The organism is Rheinheimera sp. WS51 (assembly GCF_050936095.1).
GTDB lineage: Bacteria > Pseudomonadota > Gammaproteobacteria > Enterobacterales > Alteromonadaceae > Alishewanella.
In genome coordinates, this window is the sequence record NZ_JBOTRC010000008.1 from 71696 (window position 1) to 88607 (window position 16912).

13 protein-coding genes and 1 pseudogene are annotated in these 16912 nt (G+C 40.1%); 4 read left to right on the forward strand and 10 right to left on the reverse strand.

What is annotated here, in order from left to right; all coding sequences use genetic code 11:
• Positions 1-74 precede the first annotated feature (74 nt).
• From ACRCA4_RS10555 to ccoG, 6 genes are all read right to left on the reverse strand, one after another.
• On the reverse strand, positions 75-1139 hold the full coding sequence (locus ACRCA4_RS10555) for a hypothetical protein (RefSeq protein WP_433188015.1): 1065 nt from the start codon (positions 1137-1139) through the stop codon (positions 75-77).
• A gap of 12 nt (positions 1140-1151) precedes the next feature.
• The gene (locus ACRCA4_RS10560) at positions 1152-1715 is read right to left on the reverse strand and encodes a hypothetical protein (RefSeq protein WP_433188017.1); all 564 of its coding nucleotides are present in this window, start codon (positions 1713-1715) and stop codon (positions 1152-1154) included.
• 524 nt (positions 1716-2239) lie between these two features.
• Positions 2240-2887 (reverse strand): thiol:disulfide interchange protein DsbA/DsbL, encoded by a 648-nt coding sequence (locus tag ACRCA4_RS10565; RefSeq protein ID WP_433188020.1) that lies wholly within the window; start codon positions 2885-2887, stop codon positions 2240-2242.
• Between the two features lie 75 nt (positions 2888-2962).
• Positions 2963-3598 carry a thiol:disulfide interchange protein DsbA/DsbL gene (locus ACRCA4_RS10570; protein ID WP_433188023.1) on the reverse strand — a complete coding sequence of 212 codons (636 nt, stop codon included), beginning with the start codon at positions 3596-3598 and terminating at the stop codon, positions 2963-2965.
• A gap of 44 nt (positions 3599-3642) precedes the next feature.
• The gene (locus tag ACRCA4_RS10575; protein WP_433188026.1) at positions 3643-4659 is read right to left on the reverse strand and encodes a serine/threonine protein kinase; all 1017 of its coding nucleotides are present in this window, start codon (positions 4657-4659) and stop codon (positions 3643-3645) included.
• The gene (gene ccoG / locus ACRCA4_RS10580; RefSeq protein ID WP_433188028.1) at positions 4646-6073 is read right to left on the reverse strand and encodes a cytochrome c oxidase accessory protein CcoG; all 1428 of its coding nucleotides are present in this window, start codon (positions 6071-6073) and stop codon (positions 4646-4648) included. The genes ACRCA4_RS10575 and ccoG overlap by 14 nt, the downstream gene beginning before the upstream one ends.
• 240 nt (positions 6074-6313) lie before the next feature.
• Between ccoG and ACRCA4_RS10585 the strand changes: the two genes are divergently transcribed.
• Entirely contained in the window at positions 6314-6676 is a 363-nt protein-coding gene (locus ACRCA4_RS10585) for a hypothetical protein (protein WP_433188030.1), read from the forward strand.
• Positions 6677-6689: 13 nt separating this feature from the next.
• A complete protein-coding gene (locus tag ACRCA4_RS10590; RefSeq protein WP_433188033.1) occupies positions 6690-7121 on the forward strand; it encodes a DUF3010 family protein in 432 nt (143 codons plus the stop codon).
• Positions 7122-7202: 81 nt separating this feature from the next.
• On the opposite strand, the gene ACRCA4_RS10595 is transcribed toward ACRCA4_RS10590, so the two are convergent.
• Together ACRCA4_RS10595 and ACRCA4_RS10600 are read right to left on the reverse strand one after the other, a co-directional pair.
• A complete protein-coding gene (locus ACRCA4_RS10595; protein WP_433188036.1) occupies positions 7203-7970 on the reverse strand; it encodes a peptidylprolyl isomerase in 768 nt (255 codons plus the stop codon).
• Positions 7971-8037: 67 nt separating this feature from the next.
• The gene (locus tag ACRCA4_RS10600) at positions 8038-9969 is read right to left on the reverse strand and encodes a DNA topoisomerase III (protein WP_433188039.1); all 1932 of its coding nucleotides are present in this window, start codon (positions 9967-9969) and stop codon (positions 8038-8040) included.
• Between the two features lie 170 nt (positions 9970-10139).
• Between ACRCA4_RS10600 and ACRCA4_RS10605 the strand changes: the two genes are divergently transcribed.
• On the forward strand, positions 10140-12089 hold the full coding sequence (locus ACRCA4_RS10605) for a hypothetical protein (RefSeq protein WP_433188042.1): 1950 nt from the start codon (positions 10140-10142) through the stop codon (positions 12087-12089).
• Between the two features lie 73 nt (positions 12090-12162).
• Here the strand turns inward: ACRCA4_RS10605 and ACRCA4_RS10610 are convergent.
• Positions 12163-12291: pseudogene (locus ACRCA4_RS10610) on the reverse strand (LuxR C-terminal-related transcriptional regulator); the annotation flags it as partial.
• A gap of 158 nt (positions 12292-12449) precedes the next feature.
• On the reverse strand, positions 12450-15272 hold the full coding sequence (uvrA, locus tag ACRCA4_RS10615; protein ID WP_433188045.1) for an excinuclease ABC subunit UvrA: 2823 nt from the start codon (positions 15270-15272) through the stop codon (positions 12450-12452).
• A gap of 272 nt (positions 15273-15544) precedes the next feature.
• Here uvrA and ACRCA4_RS10620 point away from each other — a divergent pair, with 272 nt between their 5' ends.
• Positions 15545-16909, forward strand: a complete 1365-nt coding sequence (locus ACRCA4_RS10620) for an MFS transporter (RefSeq protein WP_433188047.1) — start codon at positions 15545-15547, stop codon at positions 16907-16909.
• Positions 16910-16912: the final 3 nt, after the last annotated feature.

Genomic DNA, 16912 nt, shown 5'->3' on the forward strand with positions numbered 1-16912 from the left:
TCTTTCCCGCAATCAGTACATTGTATTAAAGGCATGCACACCTCTCTTTTATATGGTTAATTTTAAATTATTACCTAGTAAAATACTCGAACAAATCGCCAAGCAGTCAATATTGACCAAAAAATTGAAGAAACAATAAAAAACACTGCCTCAAAAAGAACCCGAAGTGCTTTATAGATGGGCTTAGCTATTTTAGGTGCTAGCTTTATTATCCCAGTGAAACTTTTTTTGGTCACCGCAGACAATTTTTTCAATCTATTTATATCGTTAAAGTCATCAGCAATAGTTAGACTACGTGCAATACCAACAAAACCAGAATTACTGCCTATCACCCTCATATCATCCACTGCTGATATTAGTGGCTTAGCCGCTTTGGGATTAATTGCATTCTTAGCAAGAACAGAGAGCTCGTCTATTTGCTTAGCATCAACTTTGGTGAGGTCTAAATCATCCAGCTTTGCGGAAAACTCTGATAATACTTTTTTATCAATGACAACATCTGTGTGTTTAGAAAATGTCCGCTCCAGTTTCTTTGATAGTTTACCAGCGGTTCTAAGCCCCTTTACAGCTGTTACACCTACTCGAGCAGAAACACCACCAACAGCCGATGTGCCACCGGTAAAAAAAGAGGAAACTGTCATAGCAGTAGCAGTAATACCAACCAACGATAAACCCACAGTAAACGAGTCGTAGTCTGGATAAGCATCTAACTCAGTCGATAGATCCCTAAAGTCACTAACTCCCGTTAGACCAGAGACCACTGCACCTGTCAAACTTGCAGTTGAGGTTACCTCACCAGTCGATATCCCATTCCATAAATCTTTGCCAGTTCTGGATATACCGGACAAGGTTGAATTAGCTTTTTTTAATCGTATAAGTAGCTGGTCATCGAATATAACCTGTTTTTCTAAGCCAATAGCATAAATCTGATTTGCTGTTTCAATATCGTCTTCTTCAAGTGTTATGAAAAGTTCATCATTAAAACGAGTATCAGAAATCGTGCGAAGATGCATTCGAACTATTGCCTCGCTTGTGTGCTGCTTGAATAACAGCAAAACTGCATCAGACACATAAGGATAAAGTAGAAAACCTGGGTACAACAAAGATAAGAAAAATAATGCGTTTAAGATCCTTTTCACAAACAATCCTTATTAATAATTTAACTCTGAGACCTTTTTATCAACCACAGCGCCTTTAATCCTTTTCACTGTTTGCTCGAGAGCATTGCGCAGCTCATCTCGTTTTTGTCTATTAACGAATTTAAAATTCGCAGAACCAAACTCACCTGTGACATTAATATTAAATAGAACACGCTTCTTTTTTACTTTTCTAAATTTTGTCTTACCACTAGAGTAGCTGCCTGAAACAACATCTTTGGATTCAGTCCAGCGCTGAGTATCAAGATAAATATTTTCGATACTACTTATTTTTACTGTTCTACGCCTCATCAAATCCCAATAAGGCTGAAATGTGATAATTTGAAAGATGCTATTCTCGAGATCGCTTCTTGGAAAGCTAAATTCACCAACTTTAATGTCAACTACATATTTACAATTTTTTAAATATATTACGATTGATTGGATTAAAAATAAAATTATTACTATAGGCAAGTATATTAGATAATCAAAAAAATATAAAACAGGAACAGATAAGAAAACTAACCAGAAGAAGTTTTTAGCTGCTAACTTAAGTGACGTCCATACATCTATAATCACATACCTGTCCATTCAATCCCTTATTGCCAGTGATCATTCCAAACTCATCTCGTGTTAGGTTAATAGATTTTTACTAACAAACCAAGTTACTTTACAACCCTGATTGAAAACGACCAGAGCAAGACCAGAAAACCTGTACCTTTCAGCGCTAGCTACTCCACCCCCTGATAAGCAGTTTACTTACACCACTACCACTACCAGACCGTTAATGATCGGCAACCAACAATCACCGTCAGAAAAACAAACGACCGGATATAGACCAGACACCCAATAGGCAACCTTTATAGTAATCAATAGGGTCAGGTTCATTGATTTTGCGCCGTTAGCGGGCTAGTTTTAGTCAGGTACTTCAAGGAGGAAACCTGATGGCCCGTTTGCCCCGTCTTTATTTGCCGTGGATAAATGGGGTCAGATAAAAATTAAGTAGGCTATTACCCTAATGATATAAGCTAGCAAGGGTTAAACTTGTTAACCAAAAAATAAAGCCGCTGTAAGCGGCTTTATTTTTAAGTAATATAGCTATATTAGCTTTTTATATCATCTTTTTTTAATAAGTAATCAATTAATTGCTGCATCTCTGCTTGTAGGTTACGGTTATCTAAAGCCGCATTATTAATTTTATATTTACCATTAACAATAAGCATTGGCACACCTGTTAGTATGCGACTTTCACTTAGTTCATTCTGTTCCTTTTTCATTTGTTTAGCTGCTCCCACTATAGAGAAGCTTTTGATGGCTTTATCATAAGTGTCGCCATCTATACCGTGTAATAACACTAAGCTACGAATATCGGCTTCATTAGTAAAGGGCATCCGATTACGATGAATACGGTTAAAAATAGCTGAAGCAACTTCATCACCTTTATCGAGTTTTTTGGCTACTAAATAGGCACGGGCTAACATATTTTGAATATCAGGTGATGCGGCACGAATAAAGTCGACATGGACTTTCTTAAATGGTGTGTTGTCAGGCAAGTTTGCAGCAATACTCTGTGCAACAGGTTCAAATGCATTACAGCCACCGCAGTAAAATGAAAAATATTCTTTTACTTCTGGCCTTGCAGTTGCTTGCTCAGAGATAACCTCATAGTGTTTGCCCTGTTTAAACTGGTCTGCTTGAACACTTAATGGCAATAATACAGATAACAACAAAATGGCTGCACGTTTAATCATTAGTTAAATCCTTAAAGCTTTAAAATATTGGGTTTAGAGTACTAGTAATGTATTTACCTTGGCTGAACCTTAGGCTCAGTCATCTTTGCTAATAAGAAACTGAATGAGTTTGGCAAGTTCGGCTTCTAAATCGCCATCTAGATTCTCAAGGTTAATTCTATATTTTCCATTCACAATAAGCATAGGTACACCTTTTAATACTCTTTGCTCTGTGTACATTGTCTGTTGCTGCTTCATATAATCTGCAGCATTTATAACACCAAAGCTTTCAATATTGGCATCATAACTCTCAGGGGTAACCCCCGCGCTTATGGCAAGCTGGCGAATTTGCTCTGGGCTAGTAAAATTTTGTCTTTTTTTATGGATCTGCTCAAAAATAGCATCAACGACTTGATGTTTTTTGCCTTCTAAGTCGGCCACTAAAACTGCTCGAGCTAAATTATTTTGTAATGCTGGACTTGCCGCTCGGATAAAGTCGACATGCATTTTTGTAAAGCTAACATTTTTTGGTAGTTGTTGCTCAATACGTTGGGCGATGGGCTCAAAATTGGCGCAATGCGGGCAATAGAAAGAAAAAAACTCAACCACTTCAGGTTTTTCACTCGACGATGCTGCAATCACATCATAATGGTGACCATGTTTAAATTCATCGGCCGATAACGCTAAAGGTATGAAGAAGCTTAGCAATATAATTATAAATAACTTTCTCACGCAAAAATTCCTGTATCAATAATCTGCAATTAGCTTAACAAAGTTTAGTACTGTGGCACTAGTGAAAGTGGTGCTTGTTGTAATAAGAATAATTGCTCTTTAAGAGCTAAGCATTGTTGCTCCCAGTATTTGTCTGTATTAAACCACGGAAAGTTCATCGGAAATGCAGGATCTTGCCATCGCTTAGTTAACCAAGCCATATAATGTACCATACGCATTGCTCTAAGAGGCTCAATGAGCTTTAATTCAGAGGGATCAAAGTCACAATGTTGCTCATACTCTTCTAATATTAGCTCTAGTGTGTCTCGTTGCTCTTTTTGATCGCCTGACAGCATCATCCATAAATCTTGAATAGCGGGCCCCATACGGCAGTCGTCTAGATCAACAAAGAAAGGACCTTGGTCTACATAAAACAGATTACCGGCATGACAATCTCCGTGTAAACGTATAATTGAATTAGGCTTATAGTGTTGGCTGGCTAAGTCGATTACTTGTTGTAATGCGCTGGTAAAGGCTGGTTGTAAATAGCTAGGAATAAAACCTGAGTTTAATAACGTATTTTGGCTTTCTATAAGTTGGCTTTGTACGCTAAAACTGGGTCTATGCTTAAATCGATTAGCCGACCCCACTTGATGTAAGCGGCCTAAGAATCGTCCTAACATGGCAAGATGTTGGTCGTTATCAGTTTCTAAGCCTCTACCGCCACGACTAGGGTAAACCGCAAAATAGAAACCGTGATAGCTGTGTAGCGACTTACCTTGAATTACTAAAGGGGCAACTACCGGTACATCGGCGTTAGCTAATTCAAAAGCAAATTGATGCTCTTCTTCCAGTTGAGCTTCGCTCCAACGTTGAGGTCGGTAAAACTTAACTACAAACTTAGCTGCGGTTTCAGCAGCACCTTGATAAGCGCTAAATTGGTAGACCCTATTTTCATAGCTATTTAGCGCCAGTAACCCTGAGCTAACGTCAAGGCCGAGTTGTTGTAGAGCATCAATAATTAAATCTGGCTGAAGCGTACTAAAGTCGAATGTTGCCATGGTTGCTTTAATGTCCGACATAAAAAGTCGATTTATTAATTAAATTGACATCAGCATCGCCAACTTTTTCTACTTTAATTTTAAAGTTAACTTTTCCAACCTCTATGCTGTAAGGGTCGATAGATAAACTAATAGGTACACTTCGAGTTTCGCCACCGTTGAGTGTTACCTGTTCTAAACCTATCCAGTTAAACGGTATATCACTAACAACGCTTAAATTAAAATCAGCGGTTTGTTGTGATTTATTGGAAATAATAACGGTAAAGGTGTTTTCTATTAAGCCCTCATTGGTTTCTCGATATAAAGCACCGCGGTCACGGATAATATTAAGCTCCATAGGAACGCGATTATATAAAGTGTAACCAAAAGCACTGGTTACTATAGTCAGCACTAGCATATAGCCAAGTAGTTTGGGTCGCATTATCTTGGTTTTCTTGCCGGCTAAACTGTGTTCTGTGGTGTAACTGATTAAGCCTCGCTCATAGCCCATTTTATCCATAGTGTCATCACAGGCATCGACACAAGCGCCGCAATTAATGCACTCATATTGTAAGCCGTTGCGAATATCTATCCCGGTTGGGCAAACATGCACACATAAGTTACAGTCGATACAGTCACCTAACCCCTTATCTTGGTAATTCTTATCTTTGCGTGAACGGGGGCCTCTGTTCTCACCTCTTTTTTCATCATAACTTACGGTAAAAGTGTCTTTATCAAACATGGCCGATTGAAAACGTGCATAGGGACAGATATGAGTGCACATAATTTCGCGCATCCAACCCGCATTTCCATAGGTACAAAAAGTAAAAAATAATACCGACAACACGGCCCAAAAGCCGGCTTGCAAAGTGAAGAAGTTTTTAAATAAGGGCCAGATAGGCGTGAAGTAACCCACAAAGATTAAGGCTGTAAGTAAAGAAAAGCCTAACCAGCAAGCATGTGTCGCCGCCTTTTTTGCAAACTTAGATGCGCTCCACGGGTCGCGATCTAATTTCATTCGTTGGTTACGGGTACCTTGAATTTTTTCTTCAAACCAAATAAAAATAAAGGTCCAAACTGTTTGCGGGCATAAATAGCCACACCAAACTCGGCCATACAGCGCAGTGATAAAAAATAGTGCATAAGCAGCAATAATAAATATCCAGGCTAAAATCGTAAAATCTTGCGGCCATAATGTTAATGAGAACAGGGTAAATTTTTGCTCACCAATATCTAATAAAATAGCTTGCTGCCCTTGGTATTGGATCCAAGGCAATATCATAAAGGCGGCCATTGATAGAAAACCAATATAACGACGAATTGCTTGATGGATACCGGTAACCGCCCGAACATAAATTCGGTTTCTTGCGTTATAAGAGACTTTATTTGCAGGATCCGGCTTATGAATTTCAACTTGAGCTGGTATATTTTTAATATCTATCTTTTGTTGATCCACGGTATATCCTCATAACAACTTTAACGCTTAATACTGAGTATATCATTATGAGATAAAAAATAAGCTGCTCTAAGCCTGTTAAAATAAGACTTCGTAACAAAATCGATTGTTATTGACTGAATTTGACATTTTTAGTCGAATAAAGCACGGTGCATGTGGCGCAAGTATTAGTTACAATGTATCGAGAATGGCAAGGATAAGCTGCATCCGGTAGCTACTAATAGTTAATTTAGGTCGATTATGAAAAAGTTTTTTTGGATCGCTGTTATTTTTTTACTTGTGCTCACCTTCTCTGATCATGAGCTGATTCGCCCCTATAAAGAACAGGTATATAACCTAATTATGGATAAAGCGAGTAAGGCAAGTGACAGTAATGAGGCGGCGCTACGCCATGTTAAGAAAGAACTAATGGCAGCAGCCGAAAACTGGGGTGAAGGGCCGCGTAGTCAATTAGAAAAAGCAACGTCAAGTCTAGACTCTGTCTTGAGGTTTCATAAAAACTATTGTGTAAATGGTGACTTTAATCCCATTATTTATGGCGAACCATTAAAACAAAGCTGCGTTATTCTTAATAATCAGCATCATAATTTAACTAAACCTTAACTGGGGAGTGTTCATGCGCGTATGTGGAATAGAAATAAAGGCGAATGAAGCCATTATTTGTCTTATGGTGTTAGAGAATGGCTTATTTGAATTGCCAGACTGCCGACAAACTCGGTTCACACTAACTAAAGATGCCGATAGTGAGCAAATAAGACACTTTCAATTTACATTCGCTAAATTTATAGAAGACTATAAAATTGAACAATTAGTCATCAAGGAGCGGCCACAAAAAGGTAAGTTTGCTGGTGGTGCGGTTGGCTTTAAAATAGAAGCAGCCTTGCAGTTAATTAAAAGCTGTGATTGTCATTTAATGTCGGCTACAGAGCTTAAAGAGCAGTTAAAACGCAATCCATTACAAATCGACTTTAAAGCTACCGGTTTAAAAGGCTTTCAAGAGACAGCCTTTACTACAGCTTATGCCTTTAGCTTAAATAAACAGCGCTAATATTTACTAAATTTAATTCGGCTTACTAAAGCTAAAAGCTGGCGCTAAGTAAGCCGATGTATCAAGCAAAATAAGTGAATGTTAGTGGGTGATGCGGCGACGAATTGCTACTAACATTAATGCCAATAATGACACTAAACCTGCACTACCAGCGCTTCCACCTATAATAGTATCTGGTTGCTCATTTCTGGTTGGTGTTTTAGCAACATTGTCTTCAGTGTTCGGTGTTTCATCAACTACAGTAATGCTTTCTACAACAATAAAGTTACTTGCAACCAGAGGTTTATTGTCACTGTAATCATCAGAAGTATAGTTGGTTAGAGGTAAATCAGTTGTTACGCCTTGGAAGTTATAGCGTGGCAAAGCCGCAATAGCATCAACGACCTCCATGCCTTGAGCATTAATCTGGCCAAATACGGTAAAGCCACCATTTTGAAAATCTAAATTAGCCGAATTATCACTTAAATTGATATACCATTGGTTTGTCGCACTATTAGGGTTACCAGATAATTTAGCCATAGCAATGGTGCCACGAACATTCGACCATTTTGGCTCATTTACAATGGCAGCATTAGTTTCCGTTTGTTTTAAGGGTAATTCTTGCTCAAAAACAAAGCCACCACCTTGGATAACAAAACCGGGCATTGAACGATGAATAACGGTATTATGATATTGCTCAGCATTAGTGTAATTAAGAAAGTTTTCAACTGTAACCGGTGTGCTTTGATCAAATAAGTTAACTTCAAAGCTACCTAAGTTAGTTTTAATTTCGACTATAGTTGCGTGGGCTAAACCAGAGCTTGCTAGTAAAGTGGCTGCCGCAATCGTTTTATATAAGTTTTTAACCATAAGTCCTCCATATTGAATGCTAAATAGGATAAAGCAAACGCATTACTCTGCGCTACAAAAATAACAATTAATTACGTTTTACTTTACTTTTTACTGCTTTTTTCTTCGTCCAGCGTTTAGTTGTGTTTTTAGGAAGGTTAACCATAGTGATAGTTGCTGCTTCTGCTATTAGTGCCTGTAGCTCTTCACATAAAGGCTGCATAAAGGCTTGGTAACTGCTTCTTTTATGACTGATATTGTTTAAGTTAGCCTCCCAAAGTGCAGTCATATCTGGCAGTGTCGCTTTTAATGGTAAAGTATTTATTAATGATTTACCGGTCTCGGTGGCAAAAATCTGCTTCCCTTTTCGTTGTAAAAATTGTCGTTTAAACAGTAATTCAATAATACGTGCTCGGGTTGCCTCTGTGCCTAAACCATCGGTATCGCGTAATATTGCTCGAGTTTCCTTATCTTGAACATAGCGGCTAATGCCGGTCATTGCAGCGAGTAAGCTTGCATCTGTAAAGTGCTGTGGCGCTTGGGTTTGTTTTTCTAATACTGTTGAGTTGATACAGTGAAGATCTTGGCCTAATACTAGCTTTGGCAGTTGGCTTATCGAGTAGTCTTCAGAGCAAGCTTGCTGTATGTGGTTTGTTGTTTGCTGTAATAGTTGTTTCCAGCCTTTACTTTGTTCAACTTTAGCGGTTGCGCGAAAAGTGCCGGTTAAAATGCTCACTTCAACTTTGGTTTCGCTATAACAATAGGCTGGATAAAACTGAGCCAAGTACTGCAAAGCTATTAAGAGATATAAACGTTGTTCGGTAAGACTTAACTTACCTATTGCTAGGCGCTTGGCCGTTGGAATAATAGCATGGTGAGCCGTAACTTTACTGTCATCCCAAGCCTTACTGCGTAATGACGTTTGGCAATTTTTAACCTGAGTTATTAACTCATCGCTGTTAGTGGCTATGCTTTGGCAAATGTCAGCGGCATCATTAAACTGCGATAGGGGTAAGTAACGACAGTCAGATCGAGGATAAGTTATCAATTTATGTCTTTCATAGAGTTGCTGGCAGGAATCTAAAGTTTGCTGGGCACTAATACCGTAACGTTTAGCCGCGTCAATTTGTAATGCCGATAAATTGTAAGGTAAGGGAGGCGCTTGTTTTTTATTTTTCTGCTCTAGTTTAGAAACCTTAGCCGGTTGATTTAGAATTTTGCTTTTAACTTGCTCAGCTAATGCTTTTACTAACACTCTGCCGTCACTATCCTGATAAGGTAAGCAGGCCTCACTAGGTAACCATAATGCTGTAAATTGTTCATTATCGGCGGTGTTTAATGTTGCGACGACTTGATAAAATGGTTTACTAATAAAATTAGCAATTTCTTCATCACGGCGTACCACTAAGCCTAGCAAGGGTGTTTGCACTCTACCTACAGATAATACTCCGTTATAGCCTGCTTTTTGACCTTGTAAAGTATAGGCGCGAGTCATATTCAAACCGTATAGCCAATCTGCCCGACTGCGGGCTAATGCCGATGTTGATAAAGGCACAAAATCTTTATTGGCTTTTAATTGTGTTAATGCTCTTTTTACGGCAGCTGGATTTAAATCATTGATTAATAAGCGTTGAGTTGTCGCTAACTTTTCGCCTTTAACATCACAAAAAGCGAGCACTTGATCGACTAAAAGCTGTCCCTCGCGGTCTGGATCACCAGCGTGAACTATTTTGTCTGCTTGTTTAATTAACTTTTGTAATATTTTAAATTGCTTAGCTGCGCTAGATTTCACGGCTAGTTGCCATTTTTCTGGGATTATAGGTAAATGCTCCATCTGCCAGCGTTTAAATTCTGAGTTATACTGTTCAGGAGTCGCTTGTTCTAGTAAGTGACCAATGCACCAGCTTACTAGATCACCATTTGCTAAGCGGATAAAGCCATTATCTTTTTGTTGTGGTTTAGGCAATACTGCAGCAATCGCTTTCGCTAAACTGGGTTTTTCTGCAATATATAAAATCATAAGGCTCTCTAAAGAGTATTTAACTGTATCTATATACAGCAATGTAGCTTTAGTTAACACTTTTTGCAAAATATTTGTGATAAAATTTGGCTTTTTGGCAAAAGGGCATAGAATAAGAATTCTGGTGTTTTGGTTACTAACTTAAAAGTTGTCAGGCAGGTATGTAAATTATGGCGCAATATAATGATATTAAGAAAATCTGTGATGAGCTGCAAAAAACAGGTCAGCCAGTCTCGTTAGATTATTTATTGACTCAAATACCTGGGGCGCAAGCCAGTGTTGTAGTGCATTACCAAAAATGGCGTAATGAACAAGCTAATGAAGTGCCTGAAAAGCCAGAGGTTGTTGATACGCCTTTTTTTAGCGCTGACTTTATCAATGCCTTCCAACATGAAGCGTCACTTTTTGCCAAAGAACATACCGACAGATTAAATGCCCAGTTAGAGCAAGCTATCCAGGCTGAAGTTAGCGCAGCAGAGCAAAACCAGCAGTTACAAAATGAACTGTTTGATATCCAGCAGCGTAAAGAGCAGTTAGAAGCCAGCGTTACTGAACAGCAACAACGTTTAGCTACACAAACTGAAAAATATTCCACCTTATCTGAAGAGCGAGATGCAGCAACGGCTAAAATTGCTGAACTAACAGAGCAATTCAGTGTTGCGGAACAAGCATTAGCCGCAGAAAAAGAACAGCTAGAACAAACGCAGCAGCAATTGGCTGAAGCGACACAGGTTCAGCAAGAATTAAAAGATCAAATTAGCCAGATGACTGCTGCTACAGAAGAGCAGCAGTTACAAGTAGAACAGCAACAGCAAAGACAAGCCGGTATTATTGCTGAGTTAGAAAGTAGCTTACAGGCTCAAGAAGAATTAATTACAGAAGCGCAAAAACAATCAGAGCAGTTGCAGCAACAGTTAGAACAGCAGCAGCGTGAAAGTCATGAATTACAGCAGCAACTTAAGCACGCTTTACAACAAAGTGAGCAACAGTTACTTGAATTACAAAGTAAGTTAGCGACTTCTGAGCAGCAATTAGAACAAGCTGAACAAGAATTAAAAGTAGCGACTGAAGCACAAGCTGAAGTTGAAGCGTTACGTAACAGCGCTAAAGCGGCTGCGGCTAAGTTGCAGGATCAAGAAAACGAGATCATTGAACTTAATGGTATGTTGTCAGAGTTTGAAACGCGCTTACAAACTGCAACCAAAACAGAAACACAAGCTTTGGCACAAAGCCGTCGGCTACAAAAGCAGCTTGAAGACTTACAAAGTTCTGGTGGAGTAGCGACAGTTGCGGCAGGTGGTGATGAAGAGTTAGTTAAGAAGTATCAAGAGCTAGAGCATCATTATCAACAGCTTAAAGATAATTTAGCAGCTCAAGAGCAAGAAAAAGCGCAATTGTTAGCAGAGCATCAGCAAGCCTTAGCCAAGGCAGCTGAAGCTTCAGGTTCAAGCAGTGATAATGAGCAGGTTAAGTTACTACAGCAAAATCTTGAACAAGCTCAAGCAAACTTAAAAGAGTTTGAAGAGGACAAAATTGCATTAGAAGCTGAGCGAGATGTTGCTTTAGCAAAAGTTGCAGCAAGTAGTGCTCAAGATCAGGCTTCAAGTGCTGACATAGAAAAAGCCCAACAGCAGATTAACCAGTATGAGAATCAAATATCGACGTTAAATGCTGAACATGAAGATGCTAAAAAAGAAGCGAAAGAACTGCGTGATACTATAGCTAAACTACAGCAGCAATTAGATAACTTAGTTCAAGCTCAGAAGGTATCAGATAATGGCCCTGCTGATATGCAAGAAATGCTAAATCAGCTAAAAGCCAGCAATACCATGCTGAAAGAACAAAATGAAATGACCGCTAGCCATCAAGTTGAACAGCGTGAAACCATTAGGCAATTACGAGAAGAGCTGCAACAGCATCGTGATAAAACGCATGATATGCAACTCGAACATGACCGCTTATTAAAGCAGAAGAACCAGTTAGAACAACAGGTTGGTTTTGTTAAAGATAATGCGGCTGCCACTATTGAACGCTTAACTCGTTATCGTGAGCAGGCTCAAGAGAAGATTGAAAAACTAGAGAAAAAATTAAGCGCAGCAAAAATTCCAGATCCGCTTTAAACTACACAACCCCCCAGCTTAGCAGTTTACTAAGCTGGGGTTAAACTACCAATACAAGTTAAGTTATCTCGTTTTACAACCAGCCTTTTTGTCGGGCAATGCGGGCTGCATCTATTCTGTTAGTTGCGTGCAGCTTACTAATGGCTTCTGATAAGTAATTACGTGCAGTGCCTTCTGCTATATATAAAGTGGCAGCTATATCAGCTGTGCTTTTACGCGCTTGTACTTACTTTAATGCCGCTTTACTGCAGGGGCTAATGCGAACATTAAGGTGCATGCGCATTGTGATTTATTTAGTAGCTACTATGGCAATGGCCATTTGTAGCTGCCTTACTCTTACCAAGTAAGGCAGCGGTTTTATTAAGCTAATAGCGGTTTTAAGTAATGACCAGTGTAAGACTTTTCGCAGTCAGCGACTTGCTCTGGTGTGCCGGCAACTAAAATTTCACCGCCGCCGCTACCGCCTTCTGGGCCTAAGTCAACAATCCAGTCAGCGGTTTTCACTACGTCTAAATTATGCTCTATAACCACTATAGTGTTACCGTGATCGCGCAAGCGGTGCAATACATTTAATAGCTGTTGAATATCGTAAAAATGCAGGCCGGTGGTTGGTTCATCTAAAATATATAAGGTTTTACCGGTATCGCGCTTGCTTAGCTCACGCGCTAATTTAACCCGCTGTGCTTCACCACCTGATAAGGTTGTCGCCGATTGGCCTAATTTAATATAACTTAAGCCAACATCTAGCAAGGTTTGCAGTTTACGCTTCATAGCTGGTATGGCAGAGAAATACTCTAGGGCTTCTTCTACTGTCATATCTAATACTTGGTGGATGTTTTTACCCTTATATTTTATTTCTAAGGTTTCGCGGTTATAACGTTTACCGTGACAAACATCACAAGGCACGTAGACATCGGGTAAAAAGTGCATTTCTACTTTTATCATGCCATCGCCTTGGCAGGCTTCACAGCGGCCTCCTTTAACGTTAAAGCTAAAGCGGCCAATTTTATAGCCACGAGAACGCGCTTCTTGCGTGCCGGCAAATAATTCACGAACACCAGTGAAAATACCCGTATAGGTTGCAGCATTAGAGCGAGGTGTGCGGCCAATAGGGCTTTGGTTGATATCTATTACTTTATCAAAGTGGTCTAAACCGGTAATTTTTTCATGCGGAGCAGGATCTGCGCCTTCGCCTTTGTTTAGCGCCCTGTGGGCAACCCTAAATAGCGTATCATTAATTAAAGTCGACTTACCTGAGCCTGATACACCCGTAATACAGGTCATTAAGCCAAAAGGAATGGCTAGGTCGACATTTTTTAAGTTATTGCCCGTTGCGCCAAGCACTTTTAACCATTTATCGCCAACAGCCGTACGCTGTTTTGGAATAGCTATTTCGCGAGCACCCGATAAATACTGGCCTGTTAACGATTCAGGCTCAGCCATTATTTGTTGTAATGTGCCTTGAGCAACAACTTGACCGCCATGAACACCAGCACCAGGACCAATATCAATAATATGGTCTGCCAAGCGTACGGCATCTTCGTCGTGTTCAACCACAATAACCGTGTTACCTAAGTCGCGTAAGTGGCGCAATGTGGCCAATAAACGATCATTATCGCGTTGATGTAAGCCAATAGAGGGTTCATCTAGCACATACATTACCCCCACTAAACCAGCGCCAATTTGGCTGGCTAGCCTAATACGTTGGGCTTCGCCGCCAGATAAGGTTTCAGCACTGCGCGATAGGTTTAAGTAATTTAAGCCAACATTAACTAAAAAACTTAGCCTGTCTTGAATTTCTTTTAATACCTTTTCGGCAATTTTAGCTTTTTGCCCCTGCAAGCTAAGTTGCTGGAAGAAGTTCATACAGTCGCCTATTGATAACTCAACAATATTTGGCAAGTTAGTTTGGCCAATAAAGACATGACGGGCTTCTTCGCGTAAACGCGTACCACTACAGCTAGGGCAAGGCTGGCTAGCTAAGTATTTACTTAATTCTTCCCGTACCGAGTTAGACTCAGTTTCACGATAACGCCGCTCCATATTAGGCAATATGCCTTCAAAAGTATGGCTGCGCAGCACTATGTCGCCGCGATCATTAAGGTATTTAAACTCGATAACCTTATGGCCACTACCTTGTAAAATAGCGTTTTGCTGGGCTTTAGTGAGGCTGTTAAACGGGGCATCTAATGCAAATTTATAGTGCTCTGCTAATGACTTTAGCATTTGAAAATAATAAAAATTACGCTTATCCCAACCACGAATAGCACCGCCAGCTAAGCTTAATTCGTCACTAACAATTACTTTATTTGGATCGAAGTATTGCTTTACCCCTAAGCCATCACAGCTTTGGCAGGCGCCAGCTGGGTTATTAAACGAGAACATTCTCGGCTCTAATTCGGTCATTGAATAACCGCAAGTTGGGCAGGCAAAGTTAGCAGAGAAAATAAGCTCTTCGGCGTCAGGGTCATCCATTAATGCCACTTTTGCTATGCCGCCAGAAAGAGCTAATGCCGTTTCAAAAGACTCAGCTAAGCGCAATTTTACGTCGTCACGTACTTTTATCCGGTCAATAACAACTTCAATAGTGTGTTTTTTGTGTAAGTCTAGTGTTGGCGGATCAGATAAATCACAAACTTCGCCATCAATACGGGCGCGAATATAGCCTTGTGCTGCCAAGCTTTCTAAAAGCTTAACATGCTCACCTTTGCGATCTTGAACTACGGGCGCTAAAACCATTAACTTAGTGTCGTTATCAAAAGCAGTAGCTTTATCTACCATCTCGCTAATGGTTTGGGCGGCTAAAGGTAAATTATGGCTTGGGCAGCGTGGCTCGCCAACACGGGCAAATAACAGCCTTAAGTAATCGTAAATTTCGGTGATAGTACCCACAGTAGAGCGCGGGTTATGCGATGTTGACTTTTGCTCTATTGAAATAGCCGGTGATAAGCCTTCTATATGATCAACGTCAGGCTTTTCCATTAAGCTTAAAAATTGCCGAGCATAAGCAGATAAAGATTCAACATAGCGTCGTTGGCCTTCAGCGTATAAAGTGTCGAATGCTAAAGAAGACTTACCCGAGCCGGATAAACCGGTAATAACAATTAATTTATCACGCGGAATAACCAATGAAATATTTTTTAAGTTGTGGGTACGGGCACCACGAATATCAATTGTTTTCATTATAGCCTTATTTCAAGTTTCGCTTTTATACGCAAAAAGCATTATTGCAGATCTGTGGCTTTTATTTAAGCATAACCCAGTATAAACTGTAAAAATATACACCTATTTGAGCTGCGGCAACTAAATTGCCTGTAAAGTTAGCTTTTCATTATTTAGAAACGTTTTTAAAACAGCAATAGCGGTTAGCTTAACGAAACAGCGCTTAATGCAGAGCCATTTTATGTTACACTCGCCGCCTATTTATTATCATGTCAAAGCGTTAAAGTAAGCCAATGCAGCAATTAAACTCTGTTGAAAAACGCGCCGCCGTTGCCCTAGCCTTAGTATTCTCTAGCCGTATGCTGGGGCTATTTATGTTGCTACCTGTTTTTGCCCTTTATGGTAGTGAGTTAGCCGGCTTTTCACCACTATGGATTGGCCTAGCCATTGGCGCTTATGGTTTAACCCAAGCTATTTTGCAAATACCTATGGGCTGGCTGTCTGATCGCATTGGTCGGCATAAAGTAATGCTGGCAGGTTTAATGCTGTTTGCTGCCGGCTCTGTTGTCGCCGCCCTGGCCGATTCTGTGTATATGGTAACCTTAGGTCGCATTTTACAAGGCGGTGGTGCTATAGCAGGTGCAGTATTAGCACTAGCAGCAGATTTAACCCGAGAAGAACAGCGGCCGAAAGTGATGGCGATTATTGGTGTTTGTATCGGTTTATCTTTTGCGGTAGCCATGATTTTAGGGCCACTAGTTGCCCGTTGGGCTGGGCTTAGCGGTGTATTTTGGTTTACTGCTTTGCTAGCGTTAGTTGCCATGGCACTGGTGTGGTTTGTGGTGCCTAAAAGTGTGCAAAAAGCGCCAACGGCTGAAACCTTAGCCTTACCGCAAAGCTTAAAAGCCATGTTAAAGCATCGTCAATTAGTGCAACTAGATCTGGGTGTTATGTTATTGCATTTAATGCTAACCGCTATCTTTGTTGCTTTACCACAATTATTAACTAACACCGGTTTAGCCTCAGTTAAGCATTGGCAATTTTACCTGCCTATTTTAGTTAGCTCTTTTGTTTTAATGCTACCCATGATGATTATAGCTATGCGTAAGTCGCAAGAAAAAGGCTTCTTTTTAGTGGCAATTGCCTTACTAATAGCTGCTATGCTTAGCGTATTATTGCTGGCTAATTTTATTGGCTTAGTGCTTGGCATGCTGCTGTTCTTTATAGGCTTTAACTTTTTAGAAGCAAGTTTGCCTGCTTTAGTATCACGCATTGCGCCTGCTGGGCAGCGTGGTAGTGCTATGGGAATTTATTCAAGTAGCCAGTTTTTTGGTGCTTTTTTAGGTGGCCTAATCGGTGGTGCTGTAGTGCAGCAGTACGGTAATCAAGCACTGTTTATAGTGTTAGCGGTTATTGGTTTACTTTGGTTACTGGTTGCCAGTACACTGATTATTCCAGAGCGTGCGCAGCGTTTATCGTTAGCCGTAGCAGTAGAAACTGAATTAGCAGCACAGCAACTTGCAGCACAACTTAGCGCCTTAACGGGTGTACAAGAAGTAACATTACTACTGACAGAGCAACGCTGTTATTTAAAGGTTAGCTCAGCAGAATTTGATCCGGCGCAGGCAAAAGCAATTATTGCCGCCGCCGAAGCTTAATAT

Bases quoted from the DNA above. Each gene is read 5' to 3' on its own strand.
- ACRCA4_RS10565 (WP_433188020.1), bottom strand. From the start codon at position 2,887: ATGATTAAACGTGCAGCCATTTTGTTGTTATCTGTATTATTGCCATTA.
- ACRCA4_RS10575 (WP_433188026.1), bottom strand. From the start codon at position 4,659: ATGTCGGACATTAAAGCAACCATGGCAACATTCGACTTTAGTACGCTT.
- ACRCA4_RS10585 (WP_433188030.1), top strand. From the start codon at position 6,314: ATGAAAAAGTTTTTTTGGATCGCTGTTATTTTTTTACTTGTGCTCACC.
- ACRCA4_RS10590 (WP_433188033.1), top strand. From the start codon at position 6,690: ATGCGCGTATGTGGAATAGAAATAAAGGCGAATGAAGCCATTATTTGT.
- ACRCA4_RS10595 (WP_433188036.1), bottom strand. From the start codon at position 7,970: ATGGTTAAAAACTTATATAAAACGATTGCGGCAGCCACTTTACTAGCA.
- ACRCA4_RS10600 (WP_433188039.1), bottom strand. From the start codon at position 9,969: ATGATTTTATATATTGCAGAAAAACCCAGTTTAGCGAAAGCGATTGCT.
- ACRCA4_RS10605 (WP_433188042.1), top strand. From the start codon at position 10,140: ATGGCGCAATATAATGATATTAAGAAAATCTGTGATGAGCTGCAAAAA.
- uvrA (WP_433188045.1), bottom strand. From the start codon at position 15,272: ATGAAAACAATTGATATTCGTGGTGCCCGTACCCACAACTTAAAAAAT.
- ACRCA4_RS10620 (WP_433188047.1), top strand. From the start codon at position 15,545: ATGCAGCAATTAAACTCTGTTGAAAAACGCGCCGCCGTTGCCCTAGCC.